The following is a 19,577-nucleotide window of genomic DNA, read 5'->3' as shown; positions in this document are numbered from 1 at the left end:
TTAAGTCAAATTTCTCAAATAGCCTTCGGCGATGTGCACAGTCGAAGGCTATTCATCCCCAGGATTTCCTTGAGTATTCAAATAAGCCAATACCTCATTACTTTTTAATGCTTTAACACCAATGGCACCGATTTGATTAAAACCTACATCTAAAGTATACAAACTCGTGGTTTCAGCCAAGGCCAAAGCACCCTCATCACCAATGTGGTTATCACGCAAACTCAAATTTCGCATCTGCGTCGCATTGGCTAAGGTTATTGCTCCCTCGTCACCAATAAGATTATCATTTGCATATAAATTATTCAGTGAGCTCATTTTTGCTAAAGCAATAATACCCTCATCACCAATGAAATTATTATCGATATTAAGCATAGTCAGATGATTGAGTGCCGATAAGGCTTGAGCTCCTTCTATACCGACACCGCACCCCGCAATCGATAACCACTCCAGCATGTGAACTTGAGCTAAAACAGCAGCTCCCTCATTGTGCAAAGGATTTTTATCAAGATTGAGATAGAACAAGTTGGTTTTTCTTGCTATGGTCTTGACCCCATCCTTATCAATATTATTGTCTTCCAGATCAATAAAGTTGATGGATTGATTTCTATCAATAAACTTGATCCCCTCATTACCTAAACGGTTATTTCCCAGATAGATACTTTTCAACGTTTCATTCGCGAACAAAGCCTGCGCACCTGCAACACCAATATGACTTTTTCTAAGAGAAAGATGAGTTAACGTCTTGTTTTTTGCCAAAGATTTTGCCCCCGAAGTGCCTATGGGGTTGCCATCAAGGGAAAGAAAAATCAGGGTGGTATTATTTGCTAAAGCCTCGGCTCCATAGGGACCAATATGATTTTCTCCTAAAAGAAGATAGACCAAAGAGGTATTTTTTGCTAATGCCTCAGCTCCTAGTGAGCCGATGCGATTTCCAGTAAGAAAAAGATAACGAATATGAGTAGTAGTAGCAAGCAATTCTGCACCTTGGTAGCCAATCTGATTATCAGATATACTTAGACGGGTAATTTCTGGATGCACGTTGAGAAAGGAAAGAATTTTTTGCACATCACGATCATGAATATGGCATTGATCTAAAAATAAACCACCATCGCTGACACGTGATTCAATCGTTTCGACACATTCATTGTTTTGTAGTTCCGAAATTTTAATTTTTTCTTTTGCAAATAAAGGGGAAATTATGACGCTCAATAAAAGCGAAAAAATGAAGACCACTTTTCTCATCATGCACACAATCCTTTTGTTTGAAGCAGAAATACTTAATGGGAGCTATGGTGAGTTGTATCACGAAGATCAATAAAAACCAACACGCCAGTGAGAAGAACTGCAAACAGGCTGTTTATTCTTTTGAAGTTATAGCTATTGATTGGAGTTGCATGACAAACTCTTCTTCAATTCTATAGTGAAGGCAATTGTTTTTTAATTTCTCTATGTATCCTAATTCTTCTAGTCTATTTAAAGCCGGAAGAATCTCTGCAGACAATTCATATCGAAAACGGGGAACAGACGAATTTAATATTGCATCTTTATCCACTACAAAAAACTCCCTTACATTCTGATGACTCGAGTTATTGATATCATTTTTAATAGTACTCATAAAATGGGGGAACTCATGAAAAAGTCGGTTTAAATCCAGTATTTTTTTATTCTTTATAGTGGCACTATTTTTTCTATTGTTGATGATTTTTTGTACTTGCCAGCCACCCAGAGCAGTAGTGAAACAACCAGTTAAAAAAACCAAATAAAAATGAGATGTCCATGGATTTTGTTCTAAATTAAAATAATTATTGGATATCTGATCATTAGGAACGATCATAAATTGGTTAATTATATATCAAAAGAGTAACAAAGGTAACAAAGTCTGTTTACATTTATGTGTCTCACTGCATCCTTGCCGAGCCTTCTGCTTGATTTTTTAACTAAGCGCCACTAAAATAACGCAGTTTGTTCTGTATCCGTTTGTCGCAAAGCAAGATGATCATGACCACACTGCCAGAACAATTGCACCCCTATAACACATAAAAAGAGGATCATATGTTAAAAAAATTCTTTATTTTTTCTATTATGGTTCTAGCGAGCATGTTGATCGCCTGTGGTCCTATTTATAACACAGAATACAGTTTTGTTCCGCCAAAATCCGATGTAGCAAAAATGTGTACGGCCCAATGCATTCAAGGTAAAAATGACTGTCAACAAAGTTGTCGAGTAGACAATGAAAATTGCCGTATGAGGGCACAGCAAAACGCTATGTTTGAATACAAACAATATAAAGAAGATCAAAAAAGAATGGGTTTGCCTATCACTAAAACGATAACTGATTTTGATCGTAGCAGCAGCTGCAATAGTTCCTGTCAATGTGAATCGACTTATAGAGCATGTTATTCTGCCTGTGGAGGCGAAGTCAGAGAACATCAAGTCTGCGTCGCTTTTTGTGATCAGCGAAAATAAATGATGTGGCTTTTAAATCCGCAACATAAGCTCTTGATATGAAACACAATCTACAATGAGATCTTCTGAACGTTTGGATTAATTATTTTACAATTCAAGAAACCTTTGCCACACTTTAAATGATTCATAGTGTAGAGCAGAAAAATAATGAAGAAAATCATCCTTTATTTTTTAGCATTTATTGGCACACTGTCTCTATTATTATTTGTTTCCGAATGGTTTGGTAGAGCTGGCACTACAATGTATGGAGGAAGTCCTGAACCCATGCAAGCCGTAGTTGGGACTCCGAGCGCCCCCATAGCAATGATGCGTAATAAAACCCCATCTAATAGCAACCAAGCATCAGAAAATGTGATGCGGGGTATGATTATTCGCAATGCGGATATTTCCTTGCAAGTCAATAACATTAATTCGACCATGGAAAAAATCACTCAATTAGCAGAGAACTCCGGTGGCTACGTCGTTAGCTCGAATTTAACTCAAGATAACAATGTCACAGGAACTACCTCTGCAAATATCAGTATAAGAGTACCTGCTCAAGGCTTGAATAATGCTTTAAGTACCTTGAAATCACTTGCAACCCAAGTCGTTCAAGAATCAGTCACAGGCGAAGACATCACGCAACACTTTGTCGATTTACAAAGTCAACTGAGTAACCTGCAAACCGCCAAAGAGCAATTATCAAAAATTATGGCCAACGCAACAAAAACATCGGATGTTCTTAGCGTGTTCAAACAATTAAACGAGATCCAAGGACAAATCGATGTGCTCCAAGGACAGATTAAATATTACAAAGAATCTGTGGCTTATTCATTGATAAATATTAACTTGAGCATGAATCCAATAATTCAAACAACAGAGCAAAAGCAATGGAAAATTACAGAAGCATTCATTGACTCCTATCATGCTTTAGTCGATCAGTTACGTCATTTTACCTACGGTTTAATTGAGTTTTTTGTCTATTTTTTACCCTTGCTTTTATTATGGGCTTTTATCTTCTTGATCGTTTTTTGGATAGGAAAGAAAATTTGGGGCGGATTTAACAAAAAATAATTTTACTCAATAACGCGCCCTCCTTCCTATAAACATCCAATAAACGGTGATCAAGGACTATTTTGGGTTTTTGTGATATGAAAAAAATCAAATCTCGTGCACTTAAAAGGTCAATAGAGAGCTAGACATACTTTCAACAAGTCCAAAAACTGAAGAGAGAATGCGTGGTGATTCATTATTTTAGATCAAAACAATTTATTGTTTTTTTAATAGCAGGAGCCATATCACTCGCAGTAAATTTCTGTAGTAGAATTCTCTATAACTATACCTTCAGTTTTTCAACATCAATTCTCCTGGCTTATATTACAGGGATGGTTGCAGGCTTTACTCTTGGAAAATTTTTTGTATTTACGAACAGCAAACAGACTTTTACACGCTCCATTATTTTTTTTATTTTAGTTAATTTAATTGGGATGATACAAACTTTGTTTATTAGTTTATTGCTCGTTGATTATGTTTTACCTGATCTGGGTATTCAGTCATTCACTCGAGAAATAGCGCACTTATTTGGTCTAGTCTTCCCTACGTTTACTAGTTATCTAGGGCATAAATTTTTCACTTTTCGAGAAAACAACTAAGCCACGTTTATTATTTAAACAGACTTAAGAAAATAGGGTATAAAACCAAGCATCTCATCCTCATATTTTGTCATTACATGCAATCGATTTTCATGGCCTATACTTAGTGAATAATTACACTGAACCTTGGTGAGATTTAAAAATGGAAAACTCATGGAAAGATCAGTTGCATCAAGCACTATTAAAAAAATTGGGTCCTAAAAAAGGGAAACAATTTGCGGAAAAATACCTCCCCGCATTGTCAATGAGCTATTGTGAGCAACATACTGTAGAAGAAGCAATAGGCGATCTGTTACAAATCGATAATTTAACGCCAGAGAACCCTTTAGCGATAGTTTTCTACGAATTGACTCGGGGAGAACATCCATTGCATATTAAACTCTATCGATACGGCAGTTCGATCCCCTTATCTGATATCTTACCGATGATTGAAAACATGGGATTACGGACTTATACCGAAAGACCCTATAGAATCGCCATTGGCCCAAATCAATTCATTTGGATTGGTGATTTCAATGTGTCCTATGCCCATGCCAATTTACTCACCCTGGACCAGGTAAATAGCATTTTTAATGAAGCTTTAATCAAAATACATCTCGGGGTTTGTGAAAACGACGGTTTCAATAAGCTGGTTTTAGGGGCAGGATTATCCTGGCGAGAAATAGCCATCATTCGTGCTTATGCCAAGTACATGCAACAAATTGGTTTTCGCTTTAGTCAACAGTATATAGAAAAAACGATTGCAGCATATGCCGGGATTGCCAAAAAACTGATCCAGCTTTTCTATTTAAAATTTGGTCTGAAACAAAATACTGCAAGCAAAAAGAAAATGGCGGATTTGGAATCTGAAATCCAAGCCGATATCGATGGGATTACCAGCTTGGACGAAGACCACATCATCCGATATTTCTGGTCTTTAATCAAAGCAACACTACGAACCAATTATTTTCAGTTAGACTCCCATGGCGTCCCCAAAAATTATTTATCATTTAAACTCCATACCTCCAAAGTGCCAGATCTACCCCCAGGGCAGCCTCTATATGAAATTTTTGTATATTCAACAGAGTTTGAAGGCATCCACTTGCGCAGTGCCAAAGTAGCACGTGGCGGTATTCGCTGGTCAGACCGGCCAGAGGATTTCCGTACCGAAATTCTTGGACTGATGAAAGCGCAAAAAGTAAAAAATTCGGTGATTGTCCCTTCTGGAGCCAAAGGAGGTTTTATTTTAAAAAAATCACTCAGCATGCTGGATCGTGAGCAGATAAAAAAAGAAGTAGTTTATTGCTATCAATCCTTTATCAGAGGCTTACTTGATCTTACCGACAATTTTGAAAATGACCGTGTTGTCTCCCCCCCCAATACAGTCTGTTATGATGATGCCGATCCTTATTTGGTGGTAGCCGCAGATAAAGGAACAGCAACCTTTTCCGATATTGCGAATGCGATTTCTAAAGAATTTAATTTTTGGCTTGGAGATGCTTTCGCCTCTGGAGGATCAGCAGGCTATGATCATAAAAAAATGGGAATTACAGCCCGTGGTGCTTGGGAGTCCATTAAACGCCATTTTCGCGAATTGGATATCAATATCGAAGAACACGATTTTACGGTCGTTGGTATTGGAGACATGAGTGGTGATGTATTCGGGAATGGCCTAACTTATACCCCTCATGCTCTTTTACTCGCGGCATTTGATCATCGTCACATCTTTCTTGACCCTAATCCTGACAAACTGAAAACATTTGAAGAACGCCAGCGCTTATTTAATTTACCCACCTCATCGTGGGAAGATTTCAATCCTCAATTAATCTCCAAAGGTGGTGGGGTATACAAACGATCCAGTAAATCCATTGCCATCACACCGGAAGTAAAAAAAGCACTTGCGATTACACAGGATTCATTAACACCAAACGAATTGATTCGGGAAATCTTAAAAGCACCTGTTGATTTATTATTTAATGGAGGTATTGGCACTTATGTAAAAGCTTCATCTGAATCGCATGCGGATGTTGGTGATAAGACCAATGAATTTTGCCGCATCAACGGTAATGAATTGCGTTGCAAAATTGTTGGAGAAGGTGGCAATCTTGGATTTACCCAACTTGGAAGGGTTGAATATGCCCTGACAGGTGGCCTGATTAATACCGATTCAATTGATAACTCAGCAGGCGTAAATTGCTCCGACCATGAAGTCAATATCAAAATTCTACTGAATAAAGAAATCAGCCAAGGAAAACTTACCGAGAAAAAGCGCAATCAATTGCTGACCAAAATGACTGAGGAGGTTGCGCAGCTGGTGTTGCAAGACAATTACAACCAAGCACTGGTCTTGAGTTTTTCGGCCACGAACTCTCTAACATATAGCGGCTTATACCAGACTTATATTAAAGAACTGGAAGGAATAGTCCATTTGGATAGAAATGTTGAGTTTCTTCCTGATGATAAGCACCTTTTGGACCGAAAGGCGGCAGGCCAAGGACTGACGCGGCCCGAATTGTCTATAATTATGGCTTATACAAAAATTTATATCACTGGTGAATTATTAAAATCTGATTTACCCGATGATCCCTATTTTGCAACCATCCTGGAAACAGGTTTTCCTTCACTCCTCAAAAAAATGTATGCCAATTCGATGCAAAACCATCGGCTAAGACGTGAAATTATCGCCACCCAACTCAGTAATCAAATCGTTAATAGCATGGGCATTACCTTTATGTACCGCATGCAAATAGAAACAGGACAATCGATAGCAGATATTGCCCGTGCCTATATTATTGCTTCAAAAGCATATCAAATAGATGACGTACACCAATTAATTGAATCACTGAACTATAAGGTCACCGTGCAAACCCAATATGAGTTACTTCATCACGTCAGGCAATTAATGAACTTGGCATCTCGTTGGTTTTTACATCATCGACGACTTGAAGGCGGAATTGCTAATAATATTGCCCATTACAGCCAATCAATAAGCAAACTTGAAAAATCAATCCCCGATTTAATGGCTGGTGTCACCAGAGAATATCTTGACAAGATTGTCACACAATTTGTGGGAATCGGTTTATCCGAAAAAGCTGCGAAAAAAATTGCCGCTACTCGCGCTATGTATACCGTATTAAATGTAGTGGAAGTTGCAACCCAAAATAAATTTGATCTAGTCCGAACAGCCGAAGTTTACTTTAAAGTAGGCAGTAAATTTAGTTTGGTTTGGTTCCGTGATCAAATTGGTAACGATTCTCGGGAAGGTCATTGGAATAGTCTGGCTCGATTATCCTTACGTGATGAACTGGATAACTTACAACGCCGCTTAACCATTGTCATTTTAAAAAATGACCAAAAAAAATTGGACTCTGAGAAGCTGATCGCCTATTGGTTCGCCAAAAACAGCTTTATTCATCAACGTTGGGATAAGTTAATGGAAATGCTGCTTAGTAGTTCCAGTATTGATTACACTATATTTTTTATTGCACTAAGAGAATTATCGACATTGATTACCGTAGAATAATTGAAAAATCTATCTAAATCCGTAATCCAAAGACAACGCATTGCATCATAGATGCGGTAGACCGGATTAGTACAGCCTCATTCAAGCAACAACACAAAATTAAAGCCCCATTTATATATTGATAGCCTATTTGCTGAAGTCTTTTTGCCTTATAGAACCATCGAGTTAATTTATCGAAACAGGCTTTCTTTTTTTATTTATTAAGATAACATATTGACCACATTATTATTTTTTTTGAATTAAAGGAAATCAATCGATCTAACTGGATCATAGATGATCGAGTTGTGTTTTTTGTTAACAATAGATATAGGAATAGCTATGGCAAAGATACAAATAAGCTTAAAAGAAAAGAAGGATAAAGAGTATGCGAAACCCACTCAAGCTGGGGATAGACTTGACTATCTTGCCTGGTGCTTAGAAAAAGCGGATAAAGCAATAGGAGAAAAAAAACCTTTATGGGCGGTAGAGGAAATTTTTAAAAAATCTATGGAAGCAAGCACTCAAACAAGCAAGCTTTATGAATTAGGACCCAACAAATACAAGGAACTGCTGAACCGACTTGTCGATATTCAGAATGGAAAAATTCAATTTTCATCGATGGTTTTAAAAGGGTTAGCCACTGATGGTCTTATTTTAGTAGAGCTCCAACAATCAGATAATGTTTTAATATTGGAAGAGAGTAAAGAATCCATAAGTGATTTCACAATTTAATATTGCCTTCAAAATGCAAAGTGCTCCCAATAAATCCTGGCTGTAAGCTGTCTTTTAAATCACATCTCGGCCTACGCCCCGCCTCCACGACGTGTTGGCGGGGACTAGTGTTTTAGGGCACTCTCCAGCAACCCGCGGACAAACACGGGCCATCGGATCGCCTAATTAAATAAATTAGAACAAATATAATCTTATGTTATCGAGTTAAGATTCAGTCTGACATCTACTCAGGTTATCCAGAATCATTTGTTCGAATTTGAATTAATTATAAAAAATACTTTTAGATGAGGCTATAATTTAGGTATTACGCGAATTATTTGTTTATAGGGATTCTAGAGCAAAGTACATGAACAATTTATTGGGAGTAAACAAGTAGCCTATTTACTCATTAGGTATAGGAGCTATTGTATTATGAATCGATATCATCCCATCCCAGTCAATTGGTATTTTGATCCATTGATTTATCAACTTGAAAAAGAATATATTTTTAAACAAAGCCCTGAATATGTCGGGCACCAACTCATGGTACCTAATTTAAATGACTACTATGTCTTGAAACGCAGTAACGATAAAGAAATGCTGATTCGTCATGAAGAAGGAATCAGTGTACTCTCCAATATTTGTAGACATCGTCAAGCTGTAATCTTATCTGATTCAGGAAATGTAAAAAGAATTCGCTGCCCCATTCACAGTTGGTCCTACAATACACAAGGTGAATTGGTCCATGCGCCACAATTTGAACACACACCCTGTTTTAACTTGAAAAAAGATCAGGTGAGTGAATGGAATGGACTTTTATTTAGAGGCAACAATAAAATAGAAGCAAACGCCTTTGATGCGAAAGCAAGCGCCTTATTTGATTTTTCTGATTATGTATTCACGCAGGCAAAACAGCAATATTATTCCTTTAACTGGAAAATATTCATGGAAGTCTATCTGGATGATTATCACATCCCATTTTTTCATAACGGATTAAGGCGATTGGTCGATGTGCGTCAACTCGAATGGTCGATTAATGATGGACATTCCATCCAGTATGTGGGCCTACAATCTGATTTATCAAAATCAGGTTCTGCCAATTTTAAAGTGTACCAAGATAATTTATTAGGCCAAGCACATAATGAGTTACCGAAATATGGTGCAGTTTGGTTAGCTTATTATCCCAATATTATGATTGAATACTATCCGTATATGCTAGTCATTAGTACGATTTCACCAGTAGGCGTCGATCAGTGTATCAATAGCGTAGAGTTTTTTCATCCCAAAGATGTTTGGTTATCTAATCCCATTTTATGTGCAGCAGCACAAGCCGCTTATATTGAAACCGCTCAAGAAGATGAGGAAATATGTATTAAAATTCAGCAAGGAAGAAAAGCCCTCTATGAGCAAGGTGAGAATCAAACTGGCCCTTATCAGCCGACTATGGAAGCGGCGCTACCCTCATTTTATGACTATCTCTATGAAAAAATAAAAAATGAAACTTAGAAGCTGGTTTTAATTCGACTCTCATTGCCTCCCCCATGCCAGGAGAGCGATGAAGGATTACCGCATCCTAAAAACACACTACAGCAAGAAATCCCTCGCTAGGTTTGGGATAAACCATGGGTGTCATTATCTAACAGAGATCAACGCCTCTGCTTCGAGCACCAAAGCGCTAATTAACTCACCAGCAGGCATGCTTCTGCAAAGTGGAGCAGCTTGTCCTGCCCACAAGGACATGAAATCAATATTGCTTTGTTCCTTTGCTTTTCTTCTCATGGCTGTTGTTAAAGCATTTTGAATCGGATAGTCTAAAATATTTGTTTTCCTTTTATCCATTCGCGCAATAAACTGGTTGTGAATCCCTCGTGCTAATTTTCCAGAAAAAGCACGAGTAAGTACCGTATTATCCTGCTGCTGGGTCAGTAAAGTATGCTTATAAATATCAGGAATACCGGCTTCAAAGCAACTGAGGAATGCAGTTCCCATTTGTACCCCCTCAGCACCTAAATCAAATGCAGCAATGATCCCTCTTCCATCCATAATTCCACCCGCTGCAATAATGGGAATTTTTATTTGATCGACTAATTGGGGTACAAGACAAAACAAACCAATCAAACCATCTTGCTCTTTACCGATAAAAGTCCCCCTATGCCCCCCTGCTTCACTTCCTTGGGCAACAAGCGCATCAATACCACTTTCTTCAAGTGCATGGGCTTCTGCTAGTGTTGTAGCTGTACCAATTAAAAAGGTATTATTTTTTTTAAATTGAGCGATCCATTCTGCATCCAATAAACCAAATGCATAACTAAACACCGGAATTTTTTCTTCAATGAGAATGTTTATTTGCTCCTCAAAGGACGGCGCATAGGGTTCCGCAAGCGCTTCAACTTGTATGTTTAACTCAGAACAGGATTGTTCAATATCGTTGCATGATTCCTGAATTTGAGCTGTTGTGGCATGGTATTTCCCAGGAATAAAAAGATTAACGGCAAACGGTTTGTTCGTTAATTCACGAATTGCTTTTAGAGCCGACCGCAGTTCAGGGGGACTCATATATCCTGCGCCCAATGAACCTAGGCCACCCGCATTAGATACCGCAGCAACTAGTTCCGGCGTAGTGGCCCCACCAGCCATAGGCGCTTGAATAATTGGAAATTTTAAACCTATTTGTTCAGCCATTCTTGTCTGCCACATGTTTTTCCATCCTTTTTGCATTTCATTCATCATAAGGTCTATGCTCAACGAATACCATAAGTGTAGATTTCGCTCAAAAAAAATCCAATCTGTTATGTACCACTAATATTTTGAGAAAAGAGCGAGTGATCAGTTCTGGTAATTACCCGCTTATTTTCTTAAAATGATATTTTTGTATGAAGGTTATTCTATTCTTTTCATAATTTTTAAGAAAAATATCTGCTGCATCAAGTTAGGAGGACGCCATGAAAGCACAAGCGATATCATCTTTTGGTGATTCTTCAGTCTTTAAAACGATTGAACTTCCCAAACCTCAAATTAAACCCGGCTATGTGCTCATTCGAGTTGTAGCAACTAGCGTAAACCCGGTTGACTGTAAAGTTCGATCTGGAAAATACGCCCATATTTCTCCCCCCTTCCCAGCAATCCTGCATAGTGATGTAGCAGGCATTGTTGAAGAGGTTGGTGATGAGGTCACTGAGTTTTCTGTTGGTGACGAAGTTTATGGATGTGCTGGTGGCTTTCTCAACGAAAGTGGCGCTTTGGCAGAATTTATGCTAGCTGATGCCCAGCTCATTGCGAAAAAACCCAAAGAATTGAGTATGGTAGAAGCTGCTGCACTGCCACTGGTTGCAATCACGGCTTGGGAAGCATTATTTGAAAAGGTTAAAATCAAATCGGGACAAAAAGTATTAATTCACGCAGGCACTGGCGGAGTTGGCCATATAGCAATTCAGTTGGCAAAATGGGCTGGGGCTGAAGTATATACTACGGTATCTTCTTCAGATAAAGCAGACATTGTGAAATCACTAGGGGTTAAAGAGACGATTAATTACCGGATTGAATCAGTCCAAGATTATGTTAATCGACTGACTAAAGGGATGGGATTCGATGTGGTATTTGATACGGTTGGTGGCGAAAATCTTGAAAAATCATTAGCGGCTGTTGCTCCATATGGCCATGTCGCCAGCATCCAAGCTAAGTCAACCCATGATCTTTCGCATTTACATGCCAAATCAGCGAGCTTGCACGCCGTTTTTATGTTATTGCCTTTATTGCATAATAAACAACGTGAACGTCATGGCAATATTTTAAAAGAAATTGCACGCTTGACGGATGAGGGACATTTAAAACCACTTATTGACCCACATCTTTTTTATTTTGAGAACATTGATAAAGCGCATGCATTACTTGAATCAGGAAAAGCAGTAGGAAAAATTGTAGTTCAAGCTTATTAAAAACGACGCAAACTCATGGGTGCCCGAAAAGATAACACATACATTATCCGGGCACGCATAGGTAACTGATGCGCCATTGGGTGCAGAGCCGTTTTAATTAATACCTTTTGGACTATGCTTTAGCAAACATTTATTGAATCTACAGTACAGCATCGTGCTCGCGATAACTGCTGCAGGCATGCTTAATATGTTTAAAAAGGGGATAAAACTGCTTAGATTGATAGACAAACCAAACCCAAGTGAAAGCATTTTATTGTTGGCAACTTTCTTACGCATTTCTTTAAAGCTAATCAAATTATTATCCATAGCAAAATCTTGATATTGAATACTCAGGATCCATGCGTTAAAGAGAAACCATAAGAATGGATAAATCGGTTGGATAAAAGGGACAAAAAATAAAATACCCATGAGTAAAAAACGAGGCAAAAAATAACCAAGAAATTCAACTTGACGTTTTATACTACGAAGTACCATTTTAGAAAATGATAAGGAAGGGATGGCACTGCCAAAAAGTAAATTTTGAGCTTTCTCAGCGAGTAAGCCGTTAAAAGGAGCGGCGATTAGATTAAAAAATACAGTAAAAAAAGATAAAAACATTAAGAAAAAACTCAGTATAAAAAGAACAAAAAAGACACTGCTGAGAAAACTTAACCACGAAGGCAATTGATTAAGATAGTGATAAGCATAGGGAAGTAAATAATGATAGATAAGATAAAACATGCCCGCAAACATGATAAAATTAATTGCTAACGGCACGAGAATAAAACGCTTCAATCCAGGCGTAAAAAGATGATGAATCCCTTGTACCATGTAGCGCATCCCCAGAAAAAAATTCGTCATTTTTTATCCTCAAACTTTATTCCGAAATCAATGTTCGTACTTACCCCCTTAGCTTAAGTCATTTTGACCAGGAAAATCCTATTTTTATTATAATTTTTTTTAAAATGTTGAACAAAATAATGACACGTTAACTTATTGTTATATAATAGATTCTATTGGATAAAAATAAGGTCAATGCATGCCAGAGCAAAATATATCTGAAAAACAACCATCTCCATCAAGAGAGGTTCCTAAGTTAGCCACCCTGGCGGCTCAGACAATTAATAAAACAAATCCTCATCTTTTTTTTACTTTATTCAATAATAAAAAATTACCCGCTGAAATTGAGAATCGCTATATTAATCCTAGTGTGCAGAAGCTGGTTAATGAGCATGAGAAAGTTTATTGGTCGAATGTGAATGAACGAAAACAGAAAGTGGACAACTGTTCTTCTCGTCTTGATAGTGACCCTTGTTATAGAAAATGTGCCAGTCTGACTATGGCAGCTTTAAGTGGCGGGGTCCATATTGGTGTCTATTACATTCTGCGTGCAAGCGGGGTATCTGCTTCGACAACATTTACTTTCCTCGTTACAATACCTGCCACTATCATTGTAATGGGATGTTTTAGCCCCTTTGCTGTTCATTTATTATCGAAAGGGATAGCGAATTGTGTCATCCCAAGGGTACCAAGCGAAGAAGTTGATTTAAACGAAGAGATAGCTCGTATTGAATCAGAACAGTCCAAGGGTCACTTATCTATGGTATAAGGCGTTGTCTTGGGCATAACGAGGATCGCGATACTGCAACAGCGCGTTATTAAAAAGACATCTCGCTGCCACCGGTATGGCGGTTCTTGGCGCCGGCGTTTGTAACAACTTTGTTACAATTACAACGTGTCTTGTTATAACCCTGTTACATTCGTTATTTAAACTAGCCTCAGATAACAATCTAAGAGGGGAAATCAAATGATTAAAAAATTATTGCTGTGCAGCGTGATAGGCGCAGCCGCTTTATTTTCCACTACAGCTTTTGCTTATTATCATTCACATGATGATTACCCACGGTTCAAATATTTTCGCCACCACCATCATCATTCAAGATGGAAAAATGCTCATCGATGGGTGCCACCGAGAGACTACGTTATAGTAGAAAATGGAGCACCCAATCCAAACTACCATCAACATTACTAATCATAAAGACTGATTTCTTCGAGGTATCGTCACTTTTGTACATAGCAGAATTTTGCATAAAGAATATCCGTGTGATCTCAATTGATGTCTTTCCTGCTCAGGCGGGATTGACATCATTAAGAAGTAACAAGCAAATTGTTTCACAGTTAATGCGCTCTCAAACCATCTGGGGCATAGGATTTTTTTGTTTCATGAATCCCTGCTCATAATCTGTTAAAATTATTTTTTTAAAATGAGCCCCCTTATTGAGCGACTTATGAAGCTGTTCATACAAATTGGTATTCTGGTTTTGTTTTCATTGCTTGCTGTTTATTCGATTTTGGCTGTTTATATTATTAAAACCGCTGAACATGATCAGAAAAAAACAGCGGATGTTATTTTAGTTCTTGGTGCTAAAGCTTATTGGGCTAACACATACAATCCATGCCTTGTAGCTCGTGTAAAACACGCAGTTGATTTATATAAAGCTCACTATGCACCCAAACTTCTTTTTTCAGGGGGTAACGATAGGGAAGATGGAACAAATGAAGCATACACAATGAAAGAAATTGCCCTATCATTAGGAGTGCCCGCCAAAGATATCCTGCTAGAATCTGCTTCAACTTCTACTTATGAAAACCTTCTTTTTTCTCAACCAATAGTTCAAGCAAATCATTTGAAAACCATAATCTTAGTGACTGAACCTTTTCATGCCCCCAGAGCTCTTTTAGTGGCGCAAAAATTTCATCTTGATGCAGTCAGCTCGCCCGCGGTAAATAGCCTATGCTGGACCAAACACAAATATTTTTCACGTTATTTTCTCAAAGAACCACTCGCTATTATGCTTTATAAAATGAAAAATAAATTATGAATTCTTTAACTGTTTGATGAAAAAGCCTTACGGAACAGGACTTTGTTGGATAAATAGTTTAGAAATATCGGATAATTATGCGATTGCTTTAACAAAGGTATAAAAAGTAAAGGGTTACGATAAAAAGTAACCCTTCCTTTTTTGGATTACACAACGTCTACTACCTAGTTATTTGCCTCTAGTACACGTTTCTGTTCCAAGCGTGTTGTCAGATTGCAATACCCAATTGGATTGCAATGAACCATCTGGCTTCACTTCAATCATTTGAATTCCTATTGTATCAGGCTTTCTAGGATCCCAGAATGAAGCTGAAATAACGTTCGTTAAATTAGGATGCATAACACCGGTACCATAAAGAACCGGATCACCAGCACTAGTATCCCATTCTAAAGTAAATGTATCGCCTGTTTTGGTAATACTCATAGGATAAGAGACCGTATTATTTGCAGCGTCAGTACGTTGGCATTGATAATTCCCCAGCACAGAAGAAGTACTGTTATTACTTGAACTTGAAGCCGTACCTGCATTACTTGTTGTGGAACCAGTATTGCTTGTCGAGGTATTGGAATTGCTTGTACTTGTGTTATCTGCATAAGCTGTTATCGTTGATAGGGATAATGCAGTAACTAAATAAACATTCTTAATCACAGTTTTCATAATAAATTCCTTTTCTCATAATCACCTTTATACGCGTTAATTCTATTGTTGCGTTACTTTGGTGCACGTTTCAGTACCACCCTTATCCTTGTTGCTTTCTGCAAAAACACCATCCAAAGAGCCATCGGGTTTAATTGTGAAAATTTGGACTGTTGTTACCGTTGGAGATTTAGGTTGCCAAAAAATGTAGCCAATTGCATTAGGAACATCTTTATTAAATATTCCCTTACCAATGTAATATGGAAATACACTTCCGGTAGGAATACCTGAAACTTTATAAACATCCCCATTTTTTTTAAATACGACCGTTTCAGTTCCGTCATTAGGAGTAGTAAATGGATCATGATAGGAACATTTATAGGATCCCGAAATATCAGATGCATCTGCAGAATAGACACTTGGGGATACCGCCAAAACACCTAACATTGTGGCTAGAGAAAGCTTATTAATGGCACGCATAAGAACTCCTTTTCTTAATCACTTAAAATGATTTTAAGGTACATAAGTTAATAATAAATATATGTTACTCAATATGGAAAAGCAAATTTCAAGTAGAATAATTTTTAGATAAAAAATTGTTTTCAAATTGCAAACAGCGTTGATTTATAAATTTTTAGAACAGAGCTCTGTAACCCATGAAAAAAATAATTATGAGTCTAAATGATACTTCAGAAAAACATCACAACATGGGAAAACCCCATGCGCGATTACTCAATTGCTCATTGAGGGAGTTTCCCCAGAGGAGCTAAAATCTTCTGAATCGGATGTTTGATTCTCCTCAAGAAAATTAATTAATTTTTTTAATCGCCCCTGGCTTACGGCTAAGGTTTCAAAAAAACCCAATTTCACTGATTGGCCATTAATTGCCGCTAATTTTCTTTTTTCTGCGGCCTGACATTTTACTGACTCCCATTCAGAATGTACTGAAAACGAATTTTTGGAGTCCTCACTGAAATTAAACAGCTCAATATATTTTTCCATGCAAAAGGCATAAGTTGCAGCATGGACAATTTTTGCCTCACTAGGAGACAGAATTCGTGCTTGCATTTTGACCAAGAAGGCAAAACCCCAAATCGCTGTAAAAGACTTATCTTTTTGGCTGTTAAAATCCTGCCTCAATAAACGAAGGGTTTCTTTTACCGAGGCATCCTGTTCCTCTAAAAAGGCAGGCCGACCTCTGGATTGGTGAGTAAAAAGATAAATCCAACGATTTTCATTCGTCGCATTAAGGAAATTTTTACGCTCTTTAGGTAATAAATGAGCCGCATTATGCAATGCATCAATTTCTTTAATCGAGCGCATATTAATGTAATCATCATGAGAACTGAAAAATTGAGTACACTCCAAAGTGTGCTGAGTAAGCCAGTTAAAAATTGCCAATTCAGAACGTCGCTCTTCATCTGTCGTAGGATAACGAAAATAAATCAAGGATGGGATTAATGCGAGTTGCTTCAAAGTACAATATTTATACATTAAATATAAAATGGACCTGAGCAGAAACATGATGTCTTCAAGTTTCTCAATTTCTTGTGGCCTGTTCGCACTAATTTTCTCATTCAATTTGAAAAATGGATAATGTCCCAGTTGACTCACCTCAGCATAGCCGAGCATTCGACTCGCACGAATCAATAAGGGCATAAGCTCGGTAATCTTCAATGAGTCATTCGTCACTGACAGACGATTAAAATGATTTTTTAATTCTTCATACAAAATAGGATGATGAAAATCAGCATTCATTAAACCAACTTTCACCAAGGATTGTTGTAAAGTAAGCCAAGGCATGACATATGCTGCAGTATTCCATTGCTCACTTTGTTCACAAGGGATATTACGAATAACCAAATTCCAGAATTGATTCATGAGTTCTTTCACAGGAACCATCATGTCGGAATTCAGATCAAATTGGTCATTAAGCGGCTCGAATAGCTCAGATAATTTGGAGATGAGGCCAAGAACCTCTGAAGGCGTTTTTAATGGATCGATATTGCTTCTAAGCTCTATAACCTGCTGTTTAAACTCGCCGACCTTCATCCTTTACCTCCTGTCTCATTGGGCTACGATCAATTTCATGAACTAAAATCTAACACAGGATGCTGGGTTTTAGTCAACAATTAATTCAAATGACTGACATTTTAGTTAAACGGATGACAAAATATACATTTTCTTAAACTCTAAGCGTATGTCGTTTATTTTAAATTTTTCAAATGCTTAACAACAACTCAGCCTATTTTCTTAAAACGTGGATTAGCCACAAGCCTGCCACCGCCCTTATGATTACCGCTAAGACATCATTATTCCCCTATTAACTCAGAGTAATTATGTGTTAGAACTTTTACAGGAAGTGTATTTCAGCAACTATTATGGCAATATAATCAGTTTGTTATCACTGCACAGTATTTTATTGCATACGAAGGATGTCTACTAAAAATGTTTGATTTTACCGGAAGTTATACCGATCAATATCAATTAACGATGGCACAGGTTTATTTTTTGAAAGGCCACCAAAATACTAATGCTGTCTTTGATTATTTTTTTAGAAAACTTCCATTCGGTTCGGGATACGCTGTTTTTGCAGGTTTAGCAGATTTATTGGAAATACTAGAAAACTATCATTTCAATGAATCTGATATTCATTTTTTAACAAGTAAAGGGATGCATCCTGAGTTTCTTGAGTATCTGCAAACCTTTCGCTTTAATGGAACAATTTACGCTCTATCAGAGGGAGATATCGTTTTTCCTACTGCACCCATTGTGACCGTAGAAGCCAATATGCTCGAGGCGCAACTGATTGAAACCATTCTTTTGAATTTACTCAATTTTCAAACTCTTATCGCGACAAAAGCAAGTCGAATACGACACGTTGCAGGAGATTGTCAATTAGTTGATTTTGGTTTGCGTAGAGCACAAGGCCCGGGAGGGTATTTTGCCAGTCGTGCGGCGATAGTTGGTGGGTTTGATGCCACAAGTAATGTCTGTGCAGGACGTGATTATGATATCCCTATTTCTGGAACTATGGCTCATTCATTCATCCAAAGTTATGACAGTGAATTAGCTGCCTTTCGTGATTTTGCTGAAATCTGGCCTAATAATTGTACCCTGCTTGTTGATACATACAGTACCCTGGAAAGCGGTGTACCTAATGCGATTCGCATAGGCAAAGAAATGGAGCAACAGGGGCATCGATTGCATGCAATTCGCCTAGATAGTGGTGATTTGGCAGGTTTGGCAAAAAAATCACGACACCTGTTGGATGAAGCAGGTTTGCATTATGTAAAAATAGTTGCCTCCAATCAATTAGATGAATCGAAAATTAAAACCCTGCGTGAACAAAAAGCACCTATTGATATTTTTGGTGTGGGTACAAATTTGGTTATCGGCGCCCCAGATGCTGCTCTAGATGGAGTATATAAACTGGCTTTTGCCAATGAAAAACCACGACTTAAACTTTCTGAATCAACAACAAAAATCACTTTGCCTTATAAAAAACAGGTATTTCGCTTAGTGCATCAAGATGCCTTTTTAGGCATGGACGTTGTTGGACTTATGGATGAGACGAAATTAGATAAAGTCTATGCTCCTTTTGAAATGGAGCAATTATTATCTCACGATCATTATCGGCAAGAACCTTTATTGCAAAAAGTCATGGAACATGGCAAGCGGCTTATGCCATCAAAAACCTTACTGGAAATCGCCGAATACAGTAGAACACGATTGAGTCAACTACCTGAAGAATACAAACGGCATGATACCCCCAGCACCTATCGGGTAGGTTTAAGTGAACAACTTAAAATAAAACGCAATGAACTCATTAAAAAATATAAAAATGAGTTCTAAA

General features: G+C 37.7%; 17 protein-coding genes. 10 read left to right on the top strand and 7 right to left on the bottom strand.

Annotated elements, in window-relative coordinates; translation table 11 throughout:
• Positions 1-48: 48 nt before the first annotated feature.
• Together EL022_RS07610 and EL022_RS07605 are read right to left on the bottom strand one after the other, a co-directional pair.
• A complete protein-coding gene (locus tag EL022_RS07610) occupies positions 49-1,245 on the bottom strand; it encodes a leucine-rich repeat domain-containing protein (RefSeq protein ID WP_028382267.1) in 1,197 nt (398 codons plus the stop codon).
• 112 nt (positions 1,246-1,357) lie between these two features.
• Positions 1,358-1,834, bottom strand: a complete 477-nt coding sequence (locus tag EL022_RS07605; protein WP_241972270.1) for a hypothetical protein — start codon at positions 1,832-1,834, stop codon at positions 1,358-1,360.
• A 218-nt stretch (positions 1,835-2,052) separates the two neighbouring features.
• On the opposite strand from EL022_RS07605, the gene EL022_RS07600 reads away from it, so the two are divergent.
• From EL022_RS07600 to EL022_RS07575, 6 genes are all read left to right on the top strand, one after another.
• A complete protein-coding gene (locus EL022_RS07600) occupies positions 2,053-2,466 on the top strand; it encodes a hypothetical protein (RefSeq protein WP_028382269.1) in 414 nt (137 codons plus the stop codon).
• A gap of 147 nt (positions 2,467-2,613) precedes the next feature.
• Positions 2,614-3,519, top strand: coding sequence for a DUF4349 domain-containing protein (locus EL022_RS07595; protein WP_028382270.1), 906 nt, complete (start codon positions 2,614-2,616; stop codon positions 3,517-3,519).
• Positions 3,520-3,686: 167 nt separating this feature from the next.
• A complete protein-coding gene (locus EL022_RS07590; RefSeq protein WP_028382271.1) occupies positions 3,687-4,097 on the top strand; it encodes a GtrA family protein in 411 nt (136 codons plus the stop codon).
• A gap of 142 nt (positions 4,098-4,239) precedes the next feature.
• Positions 4,240-7,599, top strand: a complete 3,360-nt coding sequence (locus tag EL022_RS07585; protein WP_028382272.1) for an NAD-glutamate dehydrogenase — start codon at positions 4,240-4,242, stop codon at positions 7,597-7,599.
• Positions 7,600-7,917: 318 nt separating this feature from the next.
• Positions 7,918-8,310, top strand: a complete 393-nt coding sequence (locus tag EL022_RS07580; protein WP_028382273.1) for a hypothetical protein — start codon at positions 7,918-7,920, stop codon at positions 8,308-8,310.
• A gap of 411 nt (positions 8,311-8,721) precedes the next feature.
• Positions 8,722-9,795: an aromatic ring-hydroxylating oxygenase subunit alpha gene (locus EL022_RS07575; protein ID WP_237761239.1), complete on the top strand. Its 1,074-nt coding sequence runs from the start codon at positions 8,722-8,724 to the stop codon at positions 9,793-9,795.
• Between the two features lie 126 nt (positions 9,796-9,921).
• Here the strand turns inward: EL022_RS07575 and EL022_RS07570 are convergent, their stop codons facing one another.
• Entirely contained in the window at positions 9,922-10,986 is a 1,065-nt protein-coding gene (locus EL022_RS07570) for an NAD(P)H-dependent flavin oxidoreductase (RefSeq protein WP_028382275.1), read from the bottom strand.
• 245 nt (positions 10,987-11,231) lie between these two features.
• Here EL022_RS07570 and EL022_RS07565 point away from each other — a divergent pair, with 245 nt between their 5' ends.
• Positions 11,232-12,224, top strand: a complete 993-nt coding sequence (locus EL022_RS07565) for a zinc-dependent alcohol dehydrogenase family protein (RefSeq protein WP_028382276.1) — start codon at positions 11,232-11,234, stop codon at positions 12,222-12,224.
• A 93-nt stretch (positions 12,225-12,317) separates the two neighbouring features.
• On the opposite strand, the gene cysZ is transcribed toward EL022_RS07565, so the two are convergent.
• On the bottom strand, positions 12,318-13,064 hold the full coding sequence (gene cysZ / locus EL022_RS07560) for a sulfate transporter CysZ (RefSeq protein WP_028382277.1): 747 nt from the start codon (positions 13,062-13,064) through the stop codon (positions 12,318-12,320).
• 178 nt (positions 13,065-13,242) lie between these two features.
• On the opposite strand from cysZ, the gene EL022_RS07555 reads away from it, so the two are divergent.
• On the top strand, positions 13,243-13,812 hold the full coding sequence (locus EL022_RS07555; RefSeq protein WP_028382278.1) for a hypothetical protein: 570 nt from the start codon (positions 13,243-13,245) through the stop codon (positions 13,810-13,812).
• A 679-nt stretch (positions 13,813-14,491) separates the two neighbouring features.
• Positions 14,492-15,085 (top strand): YdcF family protein, encoded by a 594-nt coding sequence (locus EL022_RS07545; RefSeq protein WP_028382280.1) that lies wholly within the window; start codon positions 14,492-14,494, stop codon positions 15,083-15,085.
• A gap of 168 nt (positions 15,086-15,253) precedes the next feature.
• Here EL022_RS07545 and EL022_RS07540 read toward each other — a convergent pair whose 3' ends face one another.
• The 3 genes from EL022_RS07540 to EL022_RS07530 all read right to left on the bottom strand — a co-directional run bounded on the left by EL022_RS07540 (position 15,254) and on the right by EL022_RS07530 (position 17,773).
• Positions 15,254-15,742, bottom strand: a complete 489-nt coding sequence (locus EL022_RS07540) for a hypothetical protein (protein WP_028382281.1) — start codon at positions 15,740-15,742, stop codon at positions 15,254-15,256.
• A 42-nt stretch (positions 15,743-15,784) separates the two neighbouring features.
• Complete coding sequence (locus tag EL022_RS07535) at positions 15,785-16,201, bottom strand: hypothetical protein (RefSeq protein WP_028382282.1); 417 nt, start codon at positions 16,199-16,201, stop codon at positions 15,785-15,787.
• 252 nt (positions 16,202-16,453) lie between these two features.
• Entirely contained in the window at positions 16,454-17,773 is a 1,320-nt protein-coding gene (locus EL022_RS07530) for a hypothetical protein (RefSeq protein ID WP_051544507.1), read from the bottom strand.
• Positions 17,774-18,169: 396 nt separating this feature from the next.
• Here EL022_RS07530 and EL022_RS07525 point away from each other — a divergent pair, with 396 nt between their 5' ends.
• Positions 18,170-19,576: a nicotinate phosphoribosyltransferase gene (locus EL022_RS07525; protein ID WP_028382283.1), complete on the top strand. Its 1,407-nt coding sequence runs from the start codon at positions 18,170-18,172 to the stop codon at positions 19,574-19,576.
• Position 19,577: the final 1 nt, after the last annotated feature.

The sequence above is a fragment of the Legionella cherrii genome (genome assembly GCF_900635815.1).
Taxonomy (GTDB): domain Bacteria; phylum Pseudomonadota; class Gammaproteobacteria; order Legionellales; family Legionellaceae; genus Legionella; species Legionella cherrii.
Note: the sequence above shows the minus strand (reverse complement) of the source record. Positions and strands in the feature narration are given on the sequence as shown.